This window comes from Bradyrhizobium retamae (genome assembly GCF_001440415.1).
Taxonomy (GTDB): domain Bacteria; phylum Pseudomonadota; class Alphaproteobacteria; order Rhizobiales; family Xanthobacteraceae; genus Bradyrhizobium; species Bradyrhizobium retamae.
In genome coordinates, this window is sequence record NZ_LLYA01000195.1 from 1 (window position 1) to 26,518 (window position 26,518).

Here is a 26,518-nt window from a genome sequence, read left to right on the forward strand (position 1 = left end):
ATCAAATCGGCGGCACAACCGCTCGGCCGCTGGCTACGGCCGGCGACTTCCGTTTGGTCAATCGCGTCATTTTTGATGTCGGCCAGCTACTTCTGTTCTGCCATCAACTCGGACATGTCGCTGCACTGCGCTAACTGACGCGATGGGCCATAAGCGGACAGGGACCGAGGCAGATGCTACGGTTCAGCTTGCCCGAGCAGAACGATTGTGCACACGCATTCGGCCCCTTAAGCGCCGGTCGCCCAATCTTTTCTCCACAAAACTTGATCGCCCCAGTATTCGATGCAGCGAGCACCTGCGTTGGCTTCGACTTCGAACCAGTAACAATCACCCCAAACAGCCTGTGATCCTGTCGTTATGCCACCGAGAACAACGTCGCCGCCTTCGTTCAGGCCGACAAAATCGACGTACCAAGTCATGGGGGTGCCAACAATTGTCGTCTTTATCGAGCCAAGCTCACTAGTCGGCGTAAACTCAACCGCGTAGTCGCCTTCTAGACCGACGAATTTGGCTATAAATGGTTGTAGCGATATAGGTGCCATACGGGACACTTTTTACGTTTGCGAGAAGTTGAACTGACTGAACGGGCGCTCGTTGCATAAGCTGAACATATCTACTGTTTGCGGCTCCAACTACTCAATTTTCAACGAAGCGGAACGAGGTCCGCTTCGGGTCAAAAGCGGCGGTGGAAGGGAGCGAGGATCGATGTCCGGTTTACCGCTGAGAATCGACGTCATAAGGCCTTAAGCGCGGTTCGGCTGTGGGCCAAATCCGGACATAGCCTGGCTTGGCCCCCAACACCATTTAATTCAGAATGAATAGACCAAGCGCAGCGCGAACATCTCGCAAAGTGGCATCTGTTATTTCACGCGCTTGCGCAGTGCCGCGCTTGTCGACTTGCAGCACATAGCCGGGATCACGAGCAAGTGCGCGGCGACGGTCTCGGATTGGTCCGAGAAGTGCCTGCAGCACGTCATCCAGCCGCTTCTTCACAATGCTGTCGCCCAAACCGCCGCGGATATAGCGTGCCTTCAAATCCTCAACCGCGGTGTGATCGTCGTCGAACGCATCCAGGTACGTGAAGACTACGTTGCCTTCGACGCGACCCGGATCGGATGCCATTATATGGTTTGGATCGGTGAACATACGCCGGACCGCCTCACGTATTTCGTCGGCCGTGGCTGATAGCGGAATAGCATTGCCCTGCGACTTGCTCATTTTGGCTTTGCCGTCGATGCCGGGAAGGCGTCCGACGCGAGGAATTAGCGCACGGGCTTCGGGCAACACGTCGACACCAGCTTGGCGATTGATGCGGCGAACAACCTCATTGGTTTGCTCGATCAATGGAGCTTGATCTTCCCCAACCGGGACAATCGTCGCTTTGAAACCGGTAATGTCGGCGGCCTGGGCGACCGGATAGCAGAGAAAGCCTGCAGGAATATCTCTGCCAAAACCTCGTGCCTGGATTTCGTCCTTGATGGTTGGGTTGCGCTCAAGCCGCGCCACCGTGACAAACGCGAACGAGCTCGCAAATAGGCTCGACGCAAAAGGCATAGAAGTTTTGCTTGTCCGGCCCGGGGCCCCTACATGAAGGAGGATGCTAACGAAATTCATCTAAACGGCGGGGCTGCAGCACTGCGGGCACAGACGGACAAAGCAACGCGCTTTGTCAGGCACAAGCAGAGCAAAACCCCAAATAAAAAGACACAGCGCTTTCTGCTGCAGCAGTTTGCCCACATCAAGGTCAATACCAATCGGCGCGACTACCTGGTCAAACATCTGCTCGCCAGTACAGGCCCTATGGTGATCTGGGGGCCACCGAAGTGTGGCAAATCATTCTGGGCTGTGGATCTTGGCCTTCACATCGCGCTGGGCTGGAAATATCGAGGAAGGCGGGTGCAGCAAGCGCCGGTCGTCTATATCGCCCTTGAGGGCCAACATGGGATGCCCGCGCGCATCGAGGCATTCCGGCGCTACCACCACATCGCTGACGCACCTTTCTACCTCGTAACGTCACGCCTCAACCTCATCGCGGATGCCGCGCAACTCATCAAGGATATCAAGGCCCAAATTCCGACCGACATTACGCCCGGCGTCGTATTCATCGACACCCTCAATCGGAGTCTGTTTGGCTCGGAAAGTAAGGACGAGGACATGGCGAAGTACCTCGCCGCCGCCGAGTCGGTCGCGACCAACCTCGATTGTGCGGTTGCAATCGTGCATCATTGCGGCATCGACGCGAGCCGTCCGCGCGGCCATACCTCACTTACCGGTTCGGTGGAGAGCCAACTCGCCATTCGGAAGGCCAGAAACGGCGACGTGATCGTTACGGTTGAGTGCGCAAAAGACTTTCCTGAGGGTGCCGAAATCACCTCGCGGCTCGAGCAGGTCACGGTCGGCACTGATCTGGACGGCGACGACATCACCACCCTAGTCGTCCTTCCCAGCGACAGTGCGCCTCAGCCGCAGCGATCGGGCAAGCGAGCAAAAACTGAACCTCGTTCTATCCGCACCTTCCGGGAAGCAATGGGCGAAGCCATGGAGGCCAACGGTAAGGACATGCAGGTGCTAGACGGCGGACCGGTTGTCCGCGCCGTCGACTCCCAATACGTCCGCGCGGAGTTCTACCGTCGCTGGGCCAGCGGGGAACATGACGTTAAAAAGGCTACCCAGGCTCGTGAGAAGGCATTCCAGCGGCTACTCAAGGGGCTTCCAAGCGACATTGCCACAGCTATCAAGCACGATCGCGAATGGTTGTGGAACGTCGGTCCCACCAGAATGAACTCCCGAGACACTAATCGGTCCGGACGGACACCGAACACTACAGACACCTCTTAGAGGTGGTGTCTGTCCTGTCCGGTATGTCCGGTCCAGCGGACTTGGCAAGACACCCACCAGACAATGTCCTCTTTGTCCTTGTTTGTCCGGACATGTTCGATGGTGGGTACCGCGATGACAGATCACCGCTCCTCCAAACAGTCCTTGAACAAATTGCATTTTCCAGAGGAAGCCCGCGAACCTACGGTCCCAAGCTACGGTCAAGCGTTCCGGCACCGTCATAAACGACTAACTCGGTTACCCGGCAAAATCGTGTGAACCTAGATCCTGGCGTCCTTCCTCTAGTCACTACCGTCCCGAAAGACAGTCCTGGGTCTGCGTGCGGATGGGCCACACCAAGACTTTCGATGTTCCGCGAGGCAATGAATATGCCAGCCAGGTAAAGCAGTGGGACACCGGCAAGATGGGTGAAACACCTGCTGAAACAGTGAGACATTGGGAGACTTCCGAATGGCTAGTCTCGCTGCGGTGGGCCTGACAGATCAAGAGGCGGGTACAAATAGGCGCCTATCGGTCAGTTTCGCTGCTTAGTGAGCCCCCAGTGCGCACCGGGGCCATTTTGCCCGGCGCTGGCACGGGCACCAGGAAGCTGGGCCATGGTGAGTCATTCCGTGAAACAGTGAGACAGTGCATGGGAGAGTGAAACAGTGGGACACCAACGCTTCTTGGCTACGGCTCTCGTTAGCAGCCTAAGATAGAAGATGGACCCAATGACAGCGATAGTAATGATCGTAAAGGCTTAACTGGAAAGTGCGGGAAAATAGCCGTTTTGAAACGCAACGGTTATTTTGGGTGCCTCCCGCACCGACGAAACAGGACTAACGGATTTGCTAGATTGTGTGGCTAAGCTGCGGCGGCCTCGGGCTGGCAACGCCAGTATGCTTTCCCCACTGTCGAGAACACAAGAAAGAATTCTTCAGCGGAAGACCTTCAATCGAACCGCCGACGGAAAGTCTACCGAGCAGCGGGAGATTACGCCTTACAAGTGAGTGCATCCTGATGAAGAGCGGTGAGACTCACATCGCAAGGAGAAGGCGGCCGCCGGCGTCAGTGCTTGGCATGTCCGCTCCCTAAATCATAAAAATGCGAATGAATCAGGAGCTGGTTGCTTAACAATTTTAGATGAAATTCCGATTTGCAAGGCAACCAAATGAAGCCATTGCCGCCCTGAGGATCAAGGAGTGAATGCGGCGATGCAGGTGCTCACGATGCTCCTTCCCGTCTTCCTCGCATTCGCGTTGCTGTCGTGCAAGCTGTTCAACAGTTTGCGAAAGATGGAAATACAAATGGGCATGGGCGTGGTGCCGTTGAGATGCGAGCCCATCGCTGTTCTGGTTCGTGATTGCGTTTCAGTGTTTGGTGATAGGCGCGCTACTCGAGATCATTTATTGGCCATATTTTATTCTTCCGAACCAAGTCATGAGCTGAAAGCGCCAAGCAAACGATGTCCGCCCTAAAGCGCATCAACCCAGCGGTCCGCCCCATCCCAATGATCATTGGATTAGTAGCCGTTGGCGGCACCATCGCGGACGGAGTTCGGGCCAATCCTCGTCGGCTGCTCCATCAAGGGCAACATCAGCAAGAACACGGACGAGCGCGTCTATCACTCGCCGGGGCAGGAGTATTACGCTCAAACTCGGATTAACTGGTTCTCAGGCGAGCGATGGTTTTGCTCCGAGGCAGATGCGCGGGCGGCAGGATGGCGGAAGTCCCGAAGTTAGGTTGCGTCTGCAACGGCAAGCATGGAGATATCCCGCGCGCCTCTCGCGCCGGGGCTGTTTGACCGCAAACGAAAATCCCCGCCTGGTATGGTCCTCAAGACCTGCACGTTGCTCATGGAAAGAAAAGATCATCATGCGATGGTATTGCATAGATCTCCCCTCCAAAGCGCCTTGAGAACTCGGCTGCATTCTTCGAATCTCTGAAGCAGAAAAGAATGCAGTCTCGCTGGTCGATCTGTCGGAAACACGCAATGCGAAATTCTTCGCCATGCTCCAGACAGAACTGGACCATCGCATCCAGTTCACTACCAAAACCTCCGTCCGGCACATTCAGCTGGACGAAATGCGGATTGACAATGATCGCCGAGGCTAAATCTCCTTTTAAACGTGGCATGGCTAGCCTCGCCGCTGATCAATGCACTCAGCGCTCGCGGAAGGCGCGATTCATCTGATCGGTGAAGGGTTTCGACAGATAGGAGGCGACCGTCCTTTCCTGGGTCGAAACAAACACCTCTGCCGGCATTCCCGGCACCAGTTTCATTCCATTCACTTGAACGATGGCATCCTCGGTCGGGAGGAGATTGACGTGTGCAATGTAGTGTTCCTGGCCATTTGTTGGATCGCGCGCCGAGGCAGGCGAAACCATAATGACCCGGCCCTTCATCTCGGGCGTCGTGGTGCGGTTAAAGGCGGTGAGACGAATTCGGGCGGACTGCCCTTCCCTCACTTGGTCGATGTCGGCAGGCGATATCTTGATCTCGAACCTGAGGTCTGCATTTTGGGGAACGATTGTTGCGATCTTCGCTGCAGGTGTAATGACGCCGCCCACCGTATGAACAAACAGTTCGTTGACGTAGCCCGAAACCGGAGCCCGTATTTCGGTGCGGGACAGACGGTCCTCGATAGCTAGTTTGCGTTCGCTCAGTTCGGCAATGCGGGCGTCCACGGTCCGGAGGTCGCGCTGCGCCTCGGTGCTGGCGTTCTGGTCTATGGCAATGATCTGGACCCTGATTTCGGTGGCGCGGACCTTGGCGCGGGCAATGCCGGCCGATATTTCGCCCCGCTCTCCGAGTATCCGCGCCCAATCACGGTGCGCGGAGTAGACGCGGGTGTACTCCACGATCTTTTTCTCGAAGAGGGCGTCCAGCTTGTCGCGCTCGGCACCCACCAATTTGATCTCCTCCTGTTTGGCAGCGAGCCGCGCTTCCATTCCTCTGATCTCTTCCTGGGTCTGGTTGATGCTAAGCTCGAGCTGCTCCTTCTGGCTGTCCCTGCCCAACTTGTTGCCCGCAAACAAGCGGCTTTCGCCGTGGATCACAACGTCAGCAGTGCTCGATAGTCGAAAAAGGTCGGCCGGAAATTCAATTGAGCGAAGGTTGTCGCGTTCCGCAATCAGGCGCGCCTGGCGGCCCATGGCCTCGCCCAGTTGGGAGCGTACGATGAGAAGCTCTGCCTTGATCTGAACGTCATCCAACGTCACCAGCACCTGCCCTTCCTTGACGAGATCGCCCTGCCGGACCGCGAGCGCTTTTACGATGCCTCCGTCCCTGTGCTGAACCTCCTTCAAGTTTTGATCCACCTTCACGGTACCGGCGGCCACCACGGCGCCTTCCAGCTTCGCGATCGCAGCCCATCCGCCGCAGCCGATCACCAACAGAACTACCAGCGCGAGACCACCCAGTACCCTTGGCCAAAGCCGAAAGGCCCGTTCCGTGTCGAGAGCGTTTGGGGATGGCAATGCGCTCGAGGTGAACGATTTTTCATCATAATGTTTCATGGCCTGATTCCTCGTTTGCCTTAGGCGACGGCAACAGTGAACTGAAGGTGATGATGCCCGACGAGTTCGATCGTGAAAAACTCATCGGTGTCTGGCCGATCGTGCACATCCACCAACGTCAACTGGTTGCTGTCGACTTCCTCAAAACGGAAACGCACCGGCCGATGGTCGCCATTTGTCGACAGGTAGATGGCGTCGAACATGTCGGACATCATCTCTTGGATGCCATCCTCCTGGAGGTAGCTGATTTCGTAGGTCGCAGCCACGATCCGGTCACCGACCGTGAAGTCGGTGATCTTGCGAACCGTCATCTCGTGCTGATCCTCAGACCTGTGAAACTCGAACGTATCGTTGCCGTCCCCACCCGTCATGGAGAGCGAGGTTGATCCTGCCACGATATGGTCATTTCCGGATCCGGCAATAACTTCCTCAAAGGCAGCAATCAGATCGTGGCCAATATCAAGGCCGTCGGCCTTACCTCGTCCGACGTCGACCGTGACGCTGAAGGTTGCGGTCGAGTAATCCAGCGTGTCTTGTCCCGAGCCCCCGTCATAAGAATCGTTGGCCCCGTCCGCGGCAGCCGCGACTTGGTCATCGCCGCCGCCGGCGGAGACCGTGTCACATCCTGCGCCATCCGAGATGCTATCGTTTCCAGCGCCGCCTTCGAGTGCGTCATTCCCTGCGCCACCGCTCATGGCAACTGATGTGGATCCTGCGCTGATACGGTCGTCGCCGCTTCCGCCGATGACCACCTCAAATCCTCCGATCACATCGTGACCGGTCTCGGATCCCTCGGCGGTTCCAGCGCCAAGGTCAGCCGTGACACTCTCCGTGGCCGCGGAATAATCCAGAGTGTCCCGCCCGGCGCCACCGTCGTAGATATCATTGGCTGCGTCGGCTGCAGCCACGACGTGATCGTCGCCAGCATCGCCGTGGACGGAGTCTTGGCCGGCTCCATCCGACAATACGTCGTTGCCGTCGCCTCCCAACAGGCCGTCGTTACCGGCGGCCGCAGTCATGACGTCGTTCCCGGTACCTCCGGCAACATTATCGTTGCCCTCACCGCCATCGAGCGTGTCGTTGTCAGCACCGCCCTGGAGAGTATCGTCGCCGGCCCCGGCTATCAGGATATCCTTGCCCGAGCCGCCCGACATGAAGTCGTCGCCGTCCTCTCCCATTATCGTGTCATCGCCGTCCTCGCCGTACAGATGGTCGTTGCCGGCTCCACCGAATACGATGTCGTTGCCTGCGCCCGCGAACACGACGTCATTGCCTGCTCCTGCGTAGACTACGTCGTTTCCAGGTCCCGCAATGATATGGTCGTCGCCCGCTTCTCCAATGATGACGTCGTCGCCTCCACGGGCGTCGATGTTGTCGTCGCCGGCGCGTCCGTCGATGGTCTCGCCACAATTCGTGCCGAGAAGATTATCGTCCCCAACCGTCCCAATGATCGGCGGCGCTTCGACAACGCTGAAATAGGCCGTCTGCAGAACGGATGCCGAGCCGTCGCTGATCGTGTAGGTCAAGTTCACATCGCCGAGCATGCCGCCGTCGCGAACGAACATCCAACCACCGTCTTCGGTTGGTGTGAGTGTCCCGGAAGTCGACGAGAGGTTTGATATGGTCAGCCGGTCGCCATCCGGATCGGCGGTCCCGGTCAACAAGGCCAGCACGGAGATCATCAATACCTGGCAACCGACCAGGTCCTGCAAGTGCACGGGCCCACTGGTCCGCGGCGCTCGGTTGCGAACGGGATCCGTGATGACGGGGGGATCCGGGTTCCGCGGGGTTGGTGGCCTGTCGTGGCCGCCACCGCCGCCGCCGCCACCGCTCCCACTCTCGCCCGAACCTGACGGGGCGGATGAGCGATTATCGTTGCTGGCCCGGACCGCATCGCCAATCGGGCCGGTCGCGACACGAAGCGAAAACGGAGGCGCAGGTTCAATAGCGGGAGAACCGACCGCTAGATTGTCGTCCTTGTCGTATACAATCCGGATTGGGTCCACTTTGCCAGACGATCTGGCGCTACGTTCCGCTGAGTTCGTAGCCACATCTTCTTCAGTCGCAGCGCCGATTTCATCGTCCCATCGTGGGTCGCTTTGATCTCCTTCGTCATGCTTGCTGGCCTGTTGCGCTTCACGGGCTTCGATCTTGATAGGCAGAAAGCTCTTCAGATAAGCGGCACATCCCGTCAGAAACAGCAGGAAAGCGAGGGGCACGATTCTCTTCTTCTGCTGCTCGGACTCGACATAATCCTCGCGCGTCGGTTGCGACTGCTGCGATTGCGATGTTGGCTTGAAGGCTTTGGCCGTGATCACGCAGGCCTCCTTACTTGCGTTGCGAGTTCGCCGGGCGCTACTCGCGGTGCGGACTGCTGCATCCCGGCCGGCTGCTGCAGGCCGGCCGGCGTCATGATGTCCTGCTTCTTGCCAAACGCGACCATGCGGCCGTTCTGCACGATCGCAACGAGGTCCACAGCAACAAGCGCGCTCGGTCGGTGCGCGATCACAATTGCAATACCGCCCCGCGCACTAACACCCTCGATCGCCCGGGTGAGAGCCTCTTCTCCTTCGCCATCGAGGTTGGCGTTCGGCTCGTCCATGACGACGACGAAAGGATTGCCGTAGAGCGCGCGCGCCAACGCTATGCGCTGCCGCTGCCCCGCCGAAAGTGCTGTACCTTGCGGGCCGAGCTGGGTTCGGTATCCGTCCGGCATTCTCAGGATCATGTCGTGCACGCCGGCTGCCTTCGCCGCTTCGATAACCTTCCGAGAATCCGGCTTTGGCTCAAAGCGGCAGATATTGTCTTCGATTGTCGCATCCATCAGGCTGACTTCTTGCGGCAGGTAGCCGATGTGCCTTCCGATTTCGTCCTCGCGCCATTGGGTCAGATCAGCGCCGTCTAGCCGGACGCTGCCGCGCAGCACCGGCCAGATGCCAGTAAGCGCGCGCACCAAACTCGTCTTTCCGCCGGCGCTGGGTCCGATGATGCCAAGTGCTTGGCCAGCGCCTAGCTCGAAGGCGACATCACTTAGGATAATCTGCCCGGAACCGGGCACCGCGACCGTGATCTTCTCCACGCTGAGCTGCTGGCGCGGTGCAGGCAGCGTCATCGGCGCTTCGGTAGCGGCAAGCGCCACGACGGTGTCCCGAAGCCGTTGGTAGGCCATCCGCGCAGCTACGAACGGTTTCCAGTTGCCGATCGCCAGGTCCACCGGCGCGAGAGCACGAGCGGAAGCAACCGAGCATGCGATAATCGCCCCGGCGGTGAGTTCGCCCTTGATCGTGAGATAGGCACCGAGACCAAGCACCGCCGACTGCAGCAACATGCGAAGCACGCGTGATACCGCAGCAAAAGTACCGGTGATGTCGTTCGCCTTGGTCTGCAGTTCCAGATGTTCGCGGTTGGCATCGTTAAAGCGTTCCACTGCGCGGCCCGCAAAGCCCATCGCCTTGAGAACCTCCGCACTACGCGCGTTGCTGTCGGCAATGGTATTGCGCGCTATCGCCGCCTTCCGCGTGGAAAGGCTGAGGCGCTTGGTCAGGATTTCGCTAACGACAGTCAACACTGTAAGCACGAACGCGCCTGCGAACGTCAGCGCGCCCAGAGCCGGATGCAGAAAATAGATAAATGCCAGATAGATCGGCATCCATGGGAGATCGAACAACGCCGCCGGCCCCTGACTGCCAAGAAAGCCGCGAACCGTATCGACATCGCGTCCACGTTCCAGAGATTCGGACGTCGAGAAGCCGAACCGCGGCATGTCGATTGCCACTCGATGCGCCAACGGCGCCACTTTCCCATCCAGCCGCGCACCGACGCGCACCAGCACCTGGGAGCGTATGACGTCGAAACTACCCTGGAAGAGATACAGACCGATGACCAGACTTGAAAGGACGAGAAGCGTGGGAATGCTGCCGCTGGTGAGCGCCCGGTCGTAGATCTGCATCATGTACAGCGATCCGGTCAACGCCAGTACGTTGATTATCCCCGAGATGAGAAACAAGAAGAGCACAATGCCACGGAATCCGCGCGTCAGCTCGGCAAGGTTACGGCGCTTCGCCGGAGTTAGCTCTTTTGAATTGGCCATGTGATGCGCCCCGGGTTGGAAACGGTAACGTGTTGGAAACGAAGTTGGACGAGAGGCAGGCTAGTCATCTGCCTCCCGTCATGTTACGGGCGCCTCAGAGACCGAGGTTCGCGTTGGTCAGGTTCTGATGACCTGCGATCTCGATCGAGAAGTCGGCATCAGCATTGCCGTCGATGTTGCCCTGGACAACGGTGAAGTCGCCATCGGCGCGTGTCTCGAACGTCACTGCGAGCTGACCTGCCGCGGTGAAAGCGCCGGAGACCAGTGAGAAGCTCTGGTCGCCGGCAGTACCCAAGTTGGCATCGATCGCCGTCAGATCGACGCGGTCTCCAGCCTCGAAAGCGAGGATGGTGTCGCCGTCGGCTGCCGAAGCCGATGTGAACTTGAAGGTGTCGTTGCCCCCGCCGCCATTCATCACGTTGACTGCGTTGCTCGCGGTGATGGTGTCGTTGCCGGAGCCGGTATTGACGTTCTCGATCCCCCAGATCGTGTCGTTACCAGTCTGGGAGCTGGACGCGGTGCCGTTCGACAACGGGCCGGATCCGAGGTTGACGGTGACGTTTGCGCTCACCGCCGACATGTCGAGCGTATCGACGCCGGTACCACCGCCGCTGTCATCGCCGAAGTAGACATCGGCGCCGTCGCCGACCTCGGCCACGATCAGATCGTCGCCGGCGCCGCCGAACACCGCGTCGTCTCCCGCCCCGGCGTTGATGAGGTCGTTGCCTCCGTCGCCGAAGATGCGGTCGGCTCCGGCATCGCCGTAGATGACGTCAGCCTGGCCGCCGCCGAATACCTGGTCATCGCCCGCTCCGGCGAAGACCACGTCGCGTCCGTCGCCGCCGCTGACGAAGTCGGCGCCCTCCCCGGCCGAGATAGCGTCGGCACCGGCATTGCCCGTGACGATGTCGTCTCCCGCGAATGCGACGACGTTGTCGTCGCCCGCATTTCCGGTCAGCACGTCTGCCACGGGCGTGCCCGTCCGTTGCCCGCCGATTACCGGCGAGGTTCCGGTCGTGTCGGTGTCATCGTCGTCACCATCGCAGCCGTCGTCTTCGTCATCATCGTTATTGCCGAATTGCGGGCCATCACCAGTCGCGACGTACGAAATGCTGTGGTCCCCATTGGTGAGGGTGGTCACACCATTAGCAACGGTTTGGACGTAGTCATCGACCGTCTCGCCGTCGAGCAGCTCGATGACGTCTTGCGGCCGCAGGGTGCCGACGATCGTATCGTGGCCGCCGTTTGAGCGGAACACGATCCGGTGGGCGGATGATAGTGAGGAGATGTCGATGGTATCATCGCCGGCGTTGCCGTCGATGGTGATGGTGTTGAAGTTAAGGCTGGTGTTGGGTGCATTGAAGTCGCCGATGACCTGAATCGTATCGCCGGCATTGCCGCCAGTTCCACCAGGAGGTACGCCGCCTGGAGACGTCACCTGCAACGTGTTGACCCGGATTTCCTCGATGTTGTCGAGTTCCGCGATGACCGTTGTGGTCAGGCCGACCGTACGGGTGATGACGATCTCGGTGAGAGCGCCTTGGACAGGAACGCCCGCCGCGATGGCTGCCGCCCTCGCGTAGATCCGGAACGTTTCTGCAGCGGCGTTTCCGTTAAGCTGGAAAGTGTCGGTTCCGCCCAAATCGCCGTCGATCTGGTCGTAGCCGTCTGTAGTGCCGGTGGCGTTGGCATTCCAGATGATCGTATCGTTGCCGGTACCGCCATCGACGATGTCGTCGCCAATACCGGCGGTGATCGTATCGCCGCCGTCTCCGGCGTCGATGTTGTCATTGCCCCCGCCGCCGTTGATGGTAGTGCCTGCGCCGTCGCCGACGATGATTTCGCTCGCGCCACCGCCGTTGATAGTACCTGTGACCCGGGTGACATTCACCGAAGTTGTCGGATCGCTCAGTGTCCCGTCGCTGGCGACGTAGTTGAAGCTACCTCCGGCCAGGCCGGTATCGGACACGGTTACTGCGGTGGTTCCAAGAGTGGGGGCGCTGAGACTGTTCGGAGTATTCACCGCCGTGATCGTTACTGGCGATCCCTCAGGGTCCGTGTCGTTCGCGAGAAGCGCCGACAGAGCGATGGAGAAGTTCGTACCGGCAGCAACGTTAGTTATCACGGTGTCGGTGTTTGCGGCAGGCGCGTCGTTCGTCGGGACCACATGGACAGTCGCGGTGGCAATGTTGCTGTTCAGCAGGCCGTCGTTGACGCTGACTTGAAGGATGCGGTCGGCAGGGTTCGGATTCTCCGAGGAGTTGGAGTACCGCACCTGCTGGATCGCCGTCCGGTAGTTGGCGAGCGAGGATGTGCCGGTGAGGTTCACGATAATCTGCCCGGCAACAGTCGTGTCGATCGACGATGCGATACCACCGGGCAGACCGCCCACCACCGACAGGACATCACCGGCGCTGGCATTGGTCAGAACGACGCGGGCCGAAGCCATGGTCGCGCCGTCATCGGTGATCAGTGCGCCGGCGGCAATCGAGACGGCAATACCATTTTCCGAATAGGTGGTTTCGTAGTTGTTGCCGGGGGTGCCGGGAACTGTGGTCGTCGTGGTGGTCGTCGTGGCAATATTGAGGTTGTTGATCCGAACCTCTTCGCCCAACGTGTTGATCGCAGATGAAACAAATCGGATTGCTGAATTGGCTCCTGCTCCGGTCAGGTTCAGGTTCAGAGTGCTCGATCCTGCACCAGTGAAGCCATTCCCGGAATTGCTATCGATCGTTTGCAGTATCGTGAAATCTCCAGGTGCAAACGACCCCGATGCTGAGTACTGCACCTGAACCGTCTCGCCGGCATCAATGGAGTTGCCGTTGTTCAAACGATCGTAGTCGAACGACAGCGTCGCGGTTGTGATGCCACTGAGATTCACAGTGCGTGCGATCGACGCACCGTCTCCAGCAAGGAAGCGCAGCTCATTTGAGCCACCGAATCCTCCTGCGTCGAGCTGGATCTGGCCGGCTGTAACACCGCCGCTATCGTCAGTTTCCACCCACGGCGTCGCCGCCCAGTTGACGGTACCATTGCTGTTGTTATGCGCAGCGTTATCAAACGTATCGCGATAGGCCTGCGCAACCGTCGTGGTCGTCGTGGTAGTCACATCGCCGTGCAGGTCCAGCGTCGGCGCCTGCAGCAGGATATCCTGGTCGGTGAAGTCGAGAACTTCGACATTGCGGATGGTATCCGTGCCGTCGGTCGCGAGGCCGCCGGTATGGGCCACGGTGATGGTGCCGTCGGGATTGAAGTCGATGTCGTATTCATCCCGTGCGCCGGAGAAAACCGCCCGATCGACATCGGCGATCCCGTCGCTGTCCGGCTGATCGTCGCTGTCGCGAATCGTACGGACGATCGAGAGACGGCCGGGATTGATTTCGCCGGAGAACATCCGCGCGGCGAGCGTAGTCATGCTGCTGTGCAGCTCGCTCGGCGTGCCGGTGTGGTCCGGATCGTTGGCGGCGAAGACGCCGATCTGCACGTCGAGCCACTTGTCGCCGTCGATGATGTCGTCGCCGGCATTGCCGGTGATGGTGTCGCTGCCGTCGCCGCCCAGGATGATGTCGCCACCATCGAAGGACGTGACGCCGGCACCAAGCACTTCCTGCAAGCCTGCGATGAGGGCGATGCCTTCCGCATCCAGCACGCTGCCAAGGTAGCCCGTCGTGCCGCCGGCTGACAGTGGTGCGCGATCCGCGGCCACGTCTAGGGTACCGTTGAGCACGTCATTGAACTTCGTGCCGGAGAGTCCTTCCATCGACTCGTATTCATCGAGTGCCGCATTTTGCGGAAGAGTCGGCGCCTCGTCGAAGATGATCGGGATGGACAGGTCGGCATTCACGCCAAGCGTGTTGTCCTTGTAGGTCGCCCAGTCGAAGCCGGACATGCCAACCATTTTTCCGCGGCCGGCACTGCCGACCATGATATCGTCGCCGCCCTCGCCGATGAACTCGTCGAAGCCGCCGTCGCCGAGGAACACATCGTGTCCATCGATTCCGTCCTGGGCGAAGATTTCGTCGAAATTGTCGCCCGGAGCGCCGTCGAAGGTGCCGGTTTCGATCCAGTCGTTACCTTCGTTGCCAAGGATACGCTCGGCGTTCTTGTTGCCGTAGATGAAGTCGTTGCCGGTGCCGGCGAACACCTCCGAACCCATGTCGGTGCCCAGGAAGATGAAGTCCTGGCCATCGTTGCCCATGACAAGGTCGAGCCCGGGCCCGGCATGGACGACATCGTTGCCTGCACCGGCCTTAATGTTGTCGTCGCCGCCGCTGTCCTTGATGATGTCGTCGCCGGCGCCAGCATTAATGATGTCGTTACCGAAGCCGCCTTCGAGCTTGTCGTTGCCACCATCGCCAAACAGCGTGTCGTCGCCGATACCGGCGATCAGAGTGTCGGCGTTTTCGGTGCCGCCAAGGACGACGTGGTCACCGCCGGTGTAGCGCAGATAGTTCGTGTCAGGGCCAGTGGTGGACGGGTCGTTGCGGATGACGAGGTTGGTCAGGATGCCCGAGCCGGCGGGATCGGTGCTCTCCAGATCGCCATCACCATCGAGGTCATTGAACTGGCGGGTCTGGTCGACCTCGAGAATGAGGCCGGGTGTCGAGAACACATCCGACGGCAGATGGGTAGCGTTGGTATTGCGCATGATCATGGCAGCGAAGGAGTTGTTCTCCATTTCGCCGAACAGATGCAGTCCGTCGAGCCGCTGCAGATAGTAGAAGCGATCACCACTCTGCAGGTTCTCCATTTGCGTTTCGAAGACGAAGTTGAAGGTCGAGCCAAGCATGCCGCCGAACGGCATGATTGCTTCCGCAAGACCGCCGATCCAGAGATCGACATTGTTCAGGCCGCCCAGCGTGCTGCCAGACACGGTAGCTGCGTAGGCGCCGGTCGCGTTGAGGAAGTCCTCCGCGTCAGCCGGAACCGTAAGGCCTCCAACCGAAACGCCCGTGATGATGGTCAACGCAGCGTCGCGTTTGCCCTCGAGCGTCGTCTGGCTCGTGATCAAGTCATGGGTGCCATAGGAGGCGATAAAGTTGATGATCGACGCCTCGTTCTTGAGATGCCCGGCGAAATCAACCCAGCTCTCGTACGGCTTGAGCAGCGCGTCCTGGTTCGTTGCTGCGTAGAACTGCTCACGGGCAGCGTTCAGCGACGGAACGCCTGTGTCGCGACCGCGAGCCAGGTTGATGGTGGCGAGGTCGAGCGGTAGGCCCAGCAGGTTGTTGCGCAACGCACTGGTGACAAACTCATCGATCTGATTGCCAACCTGGCGGGTCATACCGCGGATGATGGCGCCCGCGGCAATATCGGCATCGACGGTGCTCGTGGTCCCGTTGTTCTCGAACTGAAGCGGGTTGAGGAAGCCTTCGATCAGGCCGATGTGATCGGCGTTAAAATTGGGATCGAAACGATCGATCGTCTCCGTGAGCATTGAGTGGCCGAAGCGGTAGACCACATGCGCGAACTCAGCGACGATTGAGGGATCGAGGGTGACGTCGTATCCGTCAGGAACCAGGAAGACGTTGATATTGGGCTGGATCTTGCGGGCGAACTCTTCGAACACCAGGTGCTGGTACTGCATCTCGGTGCCGAACTTTGCCGCCTGGAACAGCCGTTCGCCATCCCAGATCAGTCCGTCCACCCCAGTCGGAACTTCCGTCACATCGTTTATCAGCCACTCATTGAGGAACGCCACGGCTTCCGCCTGTGACGCTCCGTCGTTGAGCATGGCCTGGGCATCGGCGAGCACCACTGCCTTGGTGTGTTCGGCGAGCCGGTTGTGCTCGGAGTGGAAAACGTGATGGACGGCGGTCAAGCCGATGTTCTCGTTGGCGCGGCCGTCGCCAGCGACGTAGTGCGCGTCGAGGAGTTCGTTGTCATAGTTGTTATCTGTCGCGCTGCCGTCCCCATTGCCGAGGCCGATCTCAATATCACCATCGGCAAGTCCGTCTGGAACTGCATTGTGAGCGATATCGGCGAGGAAGGCGTGACCGGTCAGGATTGCGTTAGCAGGCACAAGAACGCCGAGGCCACCGTTGGCAGCCGGATCGCCTTCCACCAGCCCAGTCGTTGTCACGATCTGCGGGAAGCCGTTGGCTCCGGGGATGAAGTTGCCATACTGGTCGGTTGCCAAGAGGGGAACGTTGCCGACGTTCGAGTCAAGCAACTGGATGCCCAAAAGGTCGGCCGCCTGGACCTTCAAATCGGCCCAGGTGGCCATGCCGCCATTGCCGCCCTCGATGAGCTTGCCGGTCGAAACGGGATCTCCAGCGGCGTTGAACTCATATTGACGCAGGAAGACCTGGTGCGACGGGTGTGATGTGTAGGTCTGGTTCTGGTCGACGAACGAGGTGGTGGTATTGACCGGGCGATCGGTGTCGTCGGCGGTGCCCATCACGCCGTCGGCGCCGGGTCCTGCCAGTGTTGCACGCGTCAACACCATGAAATTGGTTGTACCGCCGGGGACGTAAAGCGGATCGTCCGGCATCAGCGGGACGAACACGGTGCCGTTGCCGCCCTTGGCGACGAGATCGAGCCCGTGATCGAAGAACTGGCCGAACAGTGTGAACCAGGAGTTGAACGGGGCTGACAGACCCTCGTCGGGGGCCGTGTTGGTGATCACGACGTTCGGTCCATCGAGTTCGATGCCGTTGGCCTCGAGCAATTCGTACAGCCCGCCGGGGACCCCCGCCGCGGCATCCAATGTCGCTTGTGCTGCCGCGAGGGTAGCAGCAGTTGCTGCAGCTGCAGCTGCAAGATCCGCATTGTTCGGGTTAGCTGAAGCCGCCGCCTGCGCCTCGGCATTGGCACGTTCGGCATCTCCCACCGCCTTGAACTCGTCGGCGAGCGGCTCATAAGCGGCGGTAATCTGCGCCGTGACGGTCATCTGGTCCGCGGGCGCCACGATGCCGGCTCGCTGCAGCCCCGTAAGGATGGCCGACGGGTTGCCCAAGGTCTGGTCGACGATCAGATTGGAGATGGTGCGTACGTAGGGGTCGAACACATCGCTTGGGCCGGCTGAACCAGGGCCGTCATTGTCGACGCCTGGCGCATAAGATACCGGTACAAGTGCGCCGCCAGGACCGGCGGGAACCATGATGGTGCGAAACTGCGTGCCTAGCGGCTCCGGAAACTCGTTGTCCGCAGCGCCCAATTGCGGGTTCAGCAGATTGTTGTAGGTGCCATCGACAGTTCTCAGGCCCCAGGCCAGGTTGTAGGTCGGTATCGAGCCGTCGGGCCCGAACAGGGCCTTGCCCTGGGTACCACCCGACTGCTCGTAGAGTGCATGGTCCTCGGCAATCTTGATCTGCTTAAGAATGAATTCCAGATCGCTTTTGATATAGGCAACCATGACGACCTCACCTGTTGTTGGACCGGACCGCGACCGCGGCCGGGTTGTTGAAATTAAAATCGATCATGAATCTGGCGCGCGGATCTGCATCGACGCCGCGGCTCGAAATGTCGTGGCTGCCTTGCCCGCGGGCTGAACTCGACCTCGCCTCTGTCGACCGTCTCGTGGCCATGGCAACGCATCCTGCCCAATCGCGCTTCGTCTCTCATGTGATGCCAACACCGTGGCTCACGCTGCATCGAGACCTGCTCTATGGTGCCATTTGAGACTCTTCGGAAAGCGCCGCTAAGGGGACAAGGTCCCGCGAAGCGCGAGGCTCAAGGTCCCGAGCGCAACGAGGAGAAAGGTCCCGATAGAAATCGGGACCAAGGTCCCGAGACATGGTCCGGCTGAGATGTTTCGCTGGTCTATGGCGCCGGCACCGTTAGTGTTAACGGGATTCAGGCCGGCAGGGCATTATTTCGTCGCCCCTAATGTGCTATTCTTCGTGATAATTGACGATCGATGGAAACGAGTAACCCTTGTTGAATCGCACCGTATTTTCAGACGCTGTTCCTCGCTTTGCGCAAAGACACAAAACAATGATTGGGCCGTCTGGCAAGATCGGCTCCATGACTGCCTCGCCCGGACTTGCTCGCAGATTTCTTCTGGCGGCGGCCACAACGATAGCCGTCTCGATGGGATTGCTTGCGATGGCAATCTCCCAACGGATCGAGGCCAGCATGATGCGAACGGCCACTGAAGAAGGCGCTCGCTTCACCGAAGTCTTTCTCGGGCCGTTGGCTCAAGACCTCGCGATCTCCCGCAGCCTGTCCCCTGAGAGCATGAAGAAGTTGGATGATTTGCTTGCGGGAAAGTCTGGCGAACGCATGATTTTGGTCAAGATCTGGCTGCCGGACGCCACCCTGGTGTACTCGACCAACAAGGAAACCATCGGCGGGCGATTTCCTTCGCATCACATCGCCGCAGCCGTCGAAGGCAAGGCGACCGGTGAGTTTGATTATCTGCAAGACGTCGAAAATGCTGCCGAGAAGCTCCTGCATACTCCGCTGGTCGAAATCTATGCGCCACTGTTCCGTACAGGGACACAGGAGGTCATCGCCGTCGGAGAGGTATACACTGACGGCAGGACGCTTGCGGCCGATCTGGCTTCGATCAGGTTCACATCCGCCGGAATCGTTGGTGCAGTCACCGCGCCCATGATGCTGATACTGTTTCTGATGGTCCGTGGTGCGTCAAACCTGGTCAATGGATACCAGTCAACCCTCATACAAAATGTGGTCGAGGCGAAATACCTTGCCGCACAGAACGACAGGTTGCGCCGCCTGGCAGATGATGCCCGTCTGGAGGCCGCGGACTCCAACGAAAATCTCCTCGCCCGGATTGGGCAGGATCTGCACGACGGACCTATCCAGCTCGTCAGCCTCCTGATGCTCAAGGTGACCGACCCCACGGCCACAAGGGGCGGCAGCGCACATGATCCAGCCATTGAACCTCTGACAAGACGGATACTAACCGAGCTCCGCAATATCTCGACTGGACTCGTACTGCCTGAACTGGAGGGATTGACGCCAAATGAAACTATCCGGCTTGCGGTGCAAAACCATGAGGAGGCGACGGGGACGACGGTCAGCAGCCAAATTGGCGACCTGCCCGCAGACCTCGCGCGGCCAGTAACCATCTGCCTGTACAGGATCGTGCAGGAAGGACTGAACAACGCGTTTCATCATGGAAAAGCGATCGGGCAACGTGTTGAGGTTTGGGCTGAAGCACAATCAATCGCCATCGTTGTAAGCGATAGCGGTCCGGGAGTTGTCGACAGCCGTCGCGAGAGCTCACGGAGCAGAACGGGCCTTGGCATCGCCGGGTTACGTAACCGCGTAGAAGCGCTCAAAGGCACCTTTGAATTGATATCGCAGCGCGGCATTGGCACTCAAATTCGAGCGAAGCTTCCGGCCACTTTCACAGTTAACTGAAAGTGCATTCTTCCATGACGCAATCTTCAGATGCGTCTCCCTTTTAACATCAGGTGCTGGGCTGCGTGCCTGCACATGCGATGTATTTTTCCAGTTCGCCCGTAGGACTACGGTGAGCAGTTAAGTCGGCACCCGCCGCCTGCGATATGTTAATAGTTTATAAACATCGACGTTTACATTTATCGCTTGATCGAGCTATATTTTACTATCCGCCGAGTAAATGAGGAATTTTTGTAGCGTTTTTTCATTTGTAGGAGGCCGATAATGGTTTCCATTGGTTTAGTAGATGACCATCCTTTGATGATTGAAGGCATCATTACGCTGTTTTCACGCGCGCAAGACCTCGAAATATCGTCGACCGGTTCGACGGCAAGAGACATCATCGATATTTCGTCGCGCTTTCGCCCAGACGTCATTATTGTTGATCTGAGCATGGCAGGCGATGTCTACGAAGCCATCGCAACGTCGATCAAGGTCTCGCCGACCACGAAGATTGTAGCGTTCACTGCCGCGACCGGCGTGGACTCCGCAATCCGTGCTCTCGATGCCGGCGCAAACGGATACGTCCTGAAGGGCAGCAGCGCGCAGGAGCTGATCCAGGCCGTCGAAGCGGTTCGCCACGGCGAGACATACATTACGCAAAGTTTTGCGAGCCAGGTGATCGCAGCATTGCGTAATGCCTCGCTGCGAAGAGTCGCAGCGGAAGCGGTTAGATTCAGCATCCGCGAAGATCAGATCGTTCGACTGCTGTTGCGCGGAAAGACCAATAAGGAAATCGCCATCGCGCTAAAGATCAGCGAGAAGACCGTAAAAAATTACATGACGATTTTGATGCAGAAACTGAATGCTCGAAATCGCCTCGAAGTTGTCATTGCGGCACAGGCGCTTACCGAGCGTGAATTGGACCATCCTGATCGAACTTCACAATGGCAACAGCGCCAACTCTCCTGACTCCCTAGCCAGCGTGCGGATTTTTGCTGCATCGTCGGGCTTGCAGTCGTTCTTGCTCCCCGGAGGACCATTGCTCGTTTCGCGCCCGTTAACTTTGCGAATATCCGATTAGAACCTTAGGTTGAGCAAAGCTACGGCCAGCCGTGGCACGCCATGCGGTAGTTCGCGATCGCCGCGCATGGAAGGTTCAAGGGCAGAATCGCCAGGCGACCCTAGCGGTTCTCACGATGGCGGACGTCCAATCCTCCCTACCCGCCTGCAAAGCGCCTTGGAAACATTCAGCTTCTCTGCGCGGCAGCTAATCATGGTTCACAAACCCACGGTCGAAAGCTACGGCAGAGGGTATGCGATCCTCGCGATTAAAAGTATATGCGGTGACTATCCGGATCCTCAATACGTAACGAAGGCAACGCAGTGAAGCTGTTCGTACTTTTGTCGAGACTGGTCGCCTCGAGGCGAGCGTTCGCCCGGAGACTGTGATCTATCTATAGCCCCCGCGCGACAGCGGGTTCGGGCGTCGTCGACCGAGACGCAATAAAGGGGGCATGCTCTGCAGCTGCAAGGGCCACATACATTGGTGTACGGCGGCCGCAAGTGAGAATGCGCCGGCAACTATGAATTCGGTCCGCGGACCCATCAACCCGGACAGGCTTTGCTGCATGGGCGGAGGCAACCTCCTCCGAAAATTGAAAAAAATCGCTGGAAATTCAGCTAGGCCCCCGATCACCATCAGTAAAGCCACTGTCGAAAGCCACGTGCCATGCAGCCTTGATGTTCGGGAGTTGAATCCCTACCCGGGATTAAGGGGTACCTAATCGTGCTGTATCATGACAGCCCGCATCTTATGATGAGGGAGAAGACGTCCCAAGGCCAAGCGCAATTCAGCGTGCTTCATCAGGCAATCTGGCCTTCAGAATTCGGGCTGGCAATGACGATTACACGGACCTCTACGCGCTTAGTTCGTCGAGTAAGGCTCCCGCATTTTTCAAGTCGGGTGTATCGAAGCCCTCGGTGAACCAGCCATAGACCTGCGCGAGGAGACCGCGTGCTTCATCGCGCTTGTCCTGGTCGCACCAGAGCCGGGCGAGGCCTATGGCGGAGCGGAGTTCCCAGAGCTTCGCCTCCTGCTGCCGCGCGATCGCGATGGCATGGCGAAAGTCGGCCTCCGCCTCGGCCTCGGCGTTTTGGCGAGTGGTCCGCAGAAGTTGGCCTCGACGGCATCGCAGTTCTGCCTCGAACCATCGCACGCCCGATTTTTCGGTCAGAGACAAAGCCTCAATTAGTCGGCCGAGCCCGTCTTCGGGCGCTCCCGTCTTCACGTGCGCCGTGGCAAGCTGCGCGAGGTAGAACGGAAGCGTCCACGCCGCGCCGGATGCTTGGAATCTCTCGATCCCGAGCCGCAGCAGATCGGTCCCGGCGTCTGATTCCCCGGCCTCGACCATGGTCCAGCCGCGATACGCGGTTCCCATCGCGAGAAAGAAGGCAAAGCCCTGCTCGGTAGTAAGCGCGATGAGCTCATCCGCGAGCAGGCGCACAGTCCGTGGATCGTCGAGCACGAAATACAGCCGGCAGGCGACGCTTAACGCGAATGCGAGGCTGATGGGGTGCGACAGCTCGCGCGCCTCTGCCAGGGCTTCCCTGCTCCGCGCCCGGGCCTGATCGAAGAAACCTAGAAGCCCAAGCGTCAGCGATAGGAAGGAGAGCGTCGCCACGCGGGCATTCTCGGCGAATAGAACCGTCAGAGATCGATGCTGCGTGGGGTCGTAAAGTGCGAGCCCCTGCTCGAGATGTGCGCGCGCCAAACGCAACTCTCCACGATGCAGCCAACTATCGCCGACCGCCCGATGCCCGGCGACCAAGGCGGCCCTATCATTTTGTCGTCCGGCCAACTCGAGCAGTTCTTCGGCGGCGCGATGCGATAGTTTCGTCTCGGCCCGCACGTGGTGATGAACGAATTCGCCCCACAACGCCTTGAGCAGATTTGGCGTGTCGTTCAGCAACTCGCAGAGACGACGCGCCCGCGCGTAGGCCTTTCCGGTCTCTTCGGCCGCATGGCCCTTCGCGGCGATCAGCGCGCCGCCGATTGCGAGTTGAAGTTGGAGTTCAGTGCGTCGGCTCTCGGCGGCGTCCGGTAAATGGGACAACAGATCGAGCGCCTTCCGCATCTGTCTGATCGCTTCTGCCGTGGCTGAGCGCGCTTTGGAGCGTTCGCCGGCCTCCTGCCAATAGGAAACTGCCTTCGCGATCAGACCGGCATTTCCAAAATGGCGCGCGAGGATCTCGGGTTGCGCTTCGGCGCTCGTCGCGAACTTTTCCTCCAGTGCGCCAGCGATACGGGCATGCAATTCACGACGCTGGCCGCGTAGTAGCGTGCCATATGCCGCATCCTGCACCAATGCGTGTTTAAAGAGGAAATTGGCCTCGGGTGGTTCGCCGCGCCGAAACACCAACCCGGCACCCGTCAGCCGCTCTAGCGCTGATCGCAGCTCGCTCTCGCTTCGGCGCGAGGCGGCGAAGAGCAGATCGTAGGAGAACTCTCGGCCGATGGCCGCGCCGAGTTGCGCGACCTCCTTCGCGACCGGGCCAAGACGGTCGAGCCTCGCCATCAGCGAAGCGTGCAACGTGGGCGGCACCGCGAGCCCCGGGAGTGGCGCAGTGGAGACAGCGCGCTCGACCCCCGCCGCATCCGCTTCGAGCACAGCCTTGGTCATCTCCTCGACGAACAGCGGCACACCGTCCGTTCGCTCGGCGATCTCAGTGACGAGCTCGGGCGGCAATCCCCGGTCGCCAGTCATGCTCCGTATCAGAGCGGCGCCCGCCTCATGATCAAGGCGGTTCAGAACCATCGTGCTGACATGTGACTTTCCGGTCCATACGGACTGAAACTCGGGACGGAACGTGATCAGCGACAGCACCGGCAGGGTCGCCACTCGATCGATGGTCCGGTCTAGCAACTCGCGCGAGCTTGGATCGATCCATTGCGCGTCCTCGAAGACCATCATGATTGGGTGTAGCCGGGCCAAACCTTGAAGCTGCCGAAACAGGGCATCGAAAGTCTTCTCTTTCTTTCGCTGTGGCGTGAGGGCAATCGGCAGATATCGCTCGCCGGTCGGAATCGATAGCAGCTCGGCGAGGATTGCTATGTCCTCGTCGGGCGGCAGTGCCGGAGATAGCACCGTTTGCAGCTTGCTGAGCCTGTGCTCCGGCGTGTCCTCGCGCTCGAAATCGACGGTTCGCTGCAGCTGAGCAATGAAGGGATACAGCGCGCTGTCCTGATGATGCGGCGAGCAGAAATATCGCAAGCCAGTGTGCGGCTCGCCCCCGATGCGCTCCTGGAGAGCCGCGACAAGGCGCGATTTGCCAATTCCCGGTTCACCCGTCAGCAACACTACCTGGCCGCTGCACGTCCTGGCCCGTTGCCAATGCTGCACCAGCAGCTCGAGCTCCTCCTGGCGCCCAACCAACGGCGTGAGCGCTGCCGCATGGAACGCCTCAAAACGGCTTTCCGCTTTTCCCTCACGCAGCACCCGCCAGGCGCGCACCGGCGCCGCAAAGCCCTTCAGCGTCACCGCGCCGAGATCCTCGTAATCAAAGAGCCCGCCGATGAGCCGCCGCGTATCTTCAGCGATTACCACTCCGTCGGGCTCGGCGAGCTCTTGCAGTCGGGCGGCCAGATTCGGCGTTTCGCCGAGCACCGCCTGCGGCTCGGCGGCCTCGGTGCCCGATGAGGTCCCCCACGATAACGAGACCAGTCGCGAGCCCGAGACGCACCCGCAGCTCGAGATCCGGTGGGGCGCTCGGCGCGTGCCCGGCGGCGGCGATCTCAAGCGCGGCGCGCACCGCGCTCTCGGGATCATCCTCACGCGCTGAAGGATGACCGAACAGGATCAGCATGCCATCGCCGATGTAGCGGCTGATCATGCCACCGTACTTGCGGACGATGGCCGCCACACCATCGCGGTACTCGGCGATGACCTCCCGTAGATCTTCCGGGTCGAGCTTTGTCGCAAGCGCTGTCGAGCCGACGAGGTCGCAGAACATCACTGTGAGTTGACGGCGCTCGGCGGAAGAACCTGGCGCGGATGATAAGTTAGAAGGCTCCGCGATCCGCACCGCGGTGGACGTAGATACTCGAGCCGCTGCCGATACTCGCGAGGCTTCCGTCGGCATGAGCGCTGCGCCGCAGTCACCACAGAACCTTTTACCCCGCGGGTTGTCGGCTCCGCACGCGGGACAGCGTAAGAATAGCAGCGCGCCGCAGTCGCCGCAGACCTTGTTACCCTCCGTGTTGACTCTGCCGCAGATCGGGCAATCCATGTCGCACCCGATCTAACGGCTGATCTGCATGAGCTCTCGTCGGTTTGCCCTCTGAGAGCGAACCTTCGGAGCGCGACATGGCTCTTTGGTTCCGACAATTCCGGCCGAATGCAAGCGGGAAGCTTCCTGGCTGTTGCATTTGCCATTTCGAACGCAGCTGCGACTCGTGCGGTCAAGACAGTTGTTCATGGCAAGCTCCCTACAAAACAGGGATATTCGCACCACGACTTCCAGCAATAATCTTAATCCAATCCGCTCGCGCCAAATGTGCGCCGTTTCACTTCTTGCGGTTATTGTCCTCTCCTAGCTGCCTTAGGCTTCAACTTGCATGGGCTCCGAACCCACCATCGTGAAGCCGAGCCCAATGTCTTGTGCGGGGTCATATACGGCGGTGTAGGCCAGCGCGGATCGATGTCCGGTCTACTGCTGACAGCCGACGTGACAACGGCTTAAGCGTTGTTCGGCTTAGGGCCATGAGCAGACATGGCGGATGCGAGGTTTCGTCCTTTGGCGAACTCAGCTCGCCCCCCTCAAGTTTTGTTGAACGGGCTGCCGGAACTGTGCCTGCTTTCGGCAGTAGCGTTCAAGCAACTCTCTTCCTTCCCACAAAGTGACCAGCGCATGAATCAAACTGCCGAATATAGCTTGAGCAAAGTACCCGAAGTTACGCTCGTTTTCTGGATCATAAAAATTGCAGCAACGACGTTGGGCGAGACCGGCGGCGATACCGTAACCATGACGCTCAATTGGGGGTACTTGGCTGGAACGCTACTGTTTTTTTCAGCGCTTGTTGCTCTCGTTGCCTTTCAAATTGTTGCGAGGAAGTTTCGTCCCTTTCTCTATTGGACCACGATCATAGCCTCCACGACGTTTGGAACCACGATGGCCGATTTTGCGGATCGGTCTTTGGGAATTGGTTATACGGGCGGTTCGTCAATTTTGTTACTCTGCCTCTTAGCGACACTCGGCCTTTGGTACTGGTCGCTTGGCTCGATATCGGTCGACACCGTTAACACGCCAAAAGTGGAAGTTTTTTATTGGGCCGCGATCACATTTTCGCAGACCTTGGGCACCGCTCTTGGTGACTGGATGGCCGATTCAACGGGCCTCGGATACGAAGGCGGAGCCGTCGTATTCGGTGCCGCACTGGCAGTGGTCGCCGCCGCCTATTATTGGACGAAGGTATCGCGGGTAACGCTATTTTGGGCTGCCTTCATTCTTACCCGGCCACTGGGGGCCACCGTTGGCGATTTTCTCGATAAGCCCGTAAACCATGGCGGTCTCGCATTGAGCCGCCCGATTGCATCCGCCGTCATTGCGGCTTTCATAATCGGGTGTCTGTTGATTTTGCCGCAACGAGCTGGCTCGCATCCGAAGGTATCTGAAACGGTGGCGTGATAGAAGAACTGTGCCGTCTTATGAATGGCCGCTTCGGGTCAATCGCGCCGTTCTGACCGCGCACCCGTCACTTCCGATCGACCCCGATAAGCG

General features: G+C 59.3%; 15 protein-coding genes and 1 pseudogene. 6 read left to right on the plus strand and 10 right to left on the minus strand.

Going from position 1 to position 26,518, the window contains the following annotated elements; all coding sequences use genetic code 11:
- Window positions 1-227: 227 nt before the first annotated feature.
- On the minus strand, window positions 228-542 hold the full coding sequence (locus CQ13_RS33870; RefSeq protein WP_057846163.1) for a hypothetical protein: 315 nt from the start codon (window positions 540-542) through the stop codon (window positions 228-230).
- A gap of 262 nt (window positions 543-804) precedes the next feature.
- Window positions 805-1,554 carry a tryptophan--tRNA ligase gene (locus CQ13_RS33875; protein ID WP_430649732.1) on the minus strand — a complete coding sequence of 250 codons (750 nt, stop codon included), beginning with the start codon at window positions 1,552-1,554 and terminating at the stop codon, window positions 805-807.
- A gap of 33 nt (window positions 1,555-1,587) precedes the next feature.
- On the opposite strand from CQ13_RS33875, the gene CQ13_RS33880 reads away from it, so the two are divergent.
- Both CQ13_RS33880 and CQ13_RS47595 read left to right on the plus strand, forming a co-directional pair.
- A complete protein-coding gene (locus CQ13_RS33880; protein WP_057847142.1) occupies window positions 1,588-2,838 on the plus strand; it encodes an AAA family ATPase in 1,251 nt (416 codons plus the stop codon).
- A gap of 1,511 nt (window positions 2,839-4,349) precedes the next feature.
- Window positions 4,350-4,559, plus strand: coding sequence for a sunset domain-containing protein (locus CQ13_RS47595; RefSeq protein WP_082637803.1), 210 nt, complete (start codon window positions 4,350-4,352; stop codon window positions 4,557-4,559).
- Window positions 4,560-4,671: 112 nt separating this feature from the next.
- Here CQ13_RS47595 and CQ13_RS43740 read toward each other — a convergent pair whose 3' ends face one another.
- The 5 genes from CQ13_RS43740 to CQ13_RS33905 form a co-directional block, all read right to left on the minus strand.
- Window positions 4,672-4,953 carry a hypothetical protein gene (locus tag CQ13_RS43740; RefSeq protein WP_156434068.1) on the minus strand — a complete coding sequence of 94 codons (282 nt, stop codon included), beginning with the start codon at window positions 4,951-4,953 and terminating at the stop codon, window positions 4,672-4,674.
- A gap of 27 nt (window positions 4,954-4,980) precedes the next feature.
- Window positions 4,981-6,336, minus strand: coding sequence for an HlyD family type I secretion periplasmic adaptor subunit (locus CQ13_RS33890; RefSeq protein WP_057847144.1), 1,356 nt, complete (start codon window positions 6,334-6,336; stop codon window positions 4,981-4,983).
- A gap of 20 nt (window positions 6,337-6,356) precedes the next feature.
- Window positions 6,357-8,654 (minus strand): calcium-binding protein, encoded by a 2,298-nt coding sequence (locus tag CQ13_RS33895; RefSeq protein ID WP_057847145.1) that lies wholly within the window; start codon window positions 8,652-8,654, stop codon window positions 6,357-6,359.
- On the minus strand, window positions 8,651-10,426 hold the full coding sequence (locus CQ13_RS33900) for a type I secretion system permease/ATPase (RefSeq protein ID WP_057847146.1): 1,776 nt from the start codon (window positions 10,424-10,426) through the stop codon (window positions 8,651-8,653). Before CQ13_RS33900 ends, CQ13_RS33895 begins: the two co-directional genes overlap by 4 nt.
- Before the next feature lie 94 nt (window positions 10,427-10,520).
- Window positions 10,521-17,783, minus strand: a complete 7,263-nt coding sequence (locus CQ13_RS33905) for a peroxidase family protein (protein WP_057847147.1) — start codon at window positions 17,781-17,783, stop codon at window positions 10,521-10,523.
- 17 nt (window positions 17,784-17,800) lie between these two features.
- Here CQ13_RS33905 and CQ13_RS33910 point away from each other — a divergent pair, with 17 nt between their 5' ends.
- The 3 genes from CQ13_RS33910 (at window position 17,801) to CQ13_RS33920 (ending at window position 20,710) form a co-directional block, all read left to right on the plus strand.
- Window positions 17,801-18,049, plus strand: coding sequence for a hypothetical protein (locus CQ13_RS33910; protein ID WP_156434069.1), 249 nt, complete (start codon window positions 17,801-17,803; stop codon window positions 18,047-18,049).
- Window positions 18,050-18,304: 255 nt separating this feature from the next.
- Window positions 18,305-19,759: a sensor histidine kinase gene (locus CQ13_RS33915; protein ID WP_245309508.1), complete on the plus strand. Its 1,455-nt coding sequence runs from the start codon at window positions 18,305-18,307 to the stop codon at window positions 19,757-19,759.
- 264 nt (window positions 19,760-20,023) lie between these two features.
- Window positions 20,024-20,710 (plus strand): LuxR C-terminal-related transcriptional regulator, encoded by a 687-nt coding sequence (locus CQ13_RS33920; protein ID WP_082637804.1) that lies wholly within the window; start codon window positions 20,024-20,026, stop codon window positions 20,708-20,710.
- Between the two features lie 947 nt (window positions 20,711-21,657).
- Here CQ13_RS33920 and CQ13_RS33925 read toward each other — a convergent pair.
- The 3 genes and pseudogenes from CQ13_RS33925 to CQ13_RS47390 all read right to left on the minus strand — a co-directional run.
- Window positions 21,658-24,405 carry an AAA family ATPase gene (locus CQ13_RS33925; protein WP_057847151.1) on the minus strand — a complete coding sequence of 916 codons (2,748 nt, stop codon included), beginning with the start codon at window positions 24,403-24,405 and terminating at the stop codon, window positions 21,658-21,660.
- Window positions 24,332-24,880: an adenylate/guanylate cyclase domain-containing protein gene (locus CQ13_RS41910; RefSeq protein WP_245309509.1), complete on the minus strand. Its 549-nt coding sequence runs from the start codon at window positions 24,878-24,880 to the stop codon at window positions 24,332-24,334. The genes CQ13_RS33925 and CQ13_RS41910 overlap by 74 nt, the downstream gene beginning before the upstream one ends.
- Before the next feature lie 21 nt (window positions 24,881-24,901).
- Window positions 24,902-25,027 (minus strand): annotated as a pseudogene (locus CQ13_RS47390) (double zinc ribbon domain-containing protein); the annotation flags it as partial.
- A 621-nt stretch (window positions 25,028-25,648) separates the two neighbouring features.
- Here CQ13_RS47390 and CQ13_RS33930 point away from each other — a divergent pair.
- Window positions 25,649-26,425: a COG4705 family protein gene (locus CQ13_RS33930; RefSeq protein ID WP_057847152.1), complete on the plus strand. Its 777-nt coding sequence runs from the start codon at window positions 25,649-25,651 to the stop codon at window positions 26,423-26,425.
- The last annotated feature ends 93 nt before the right edge of the window (window positions 26,426-26,518 follow it).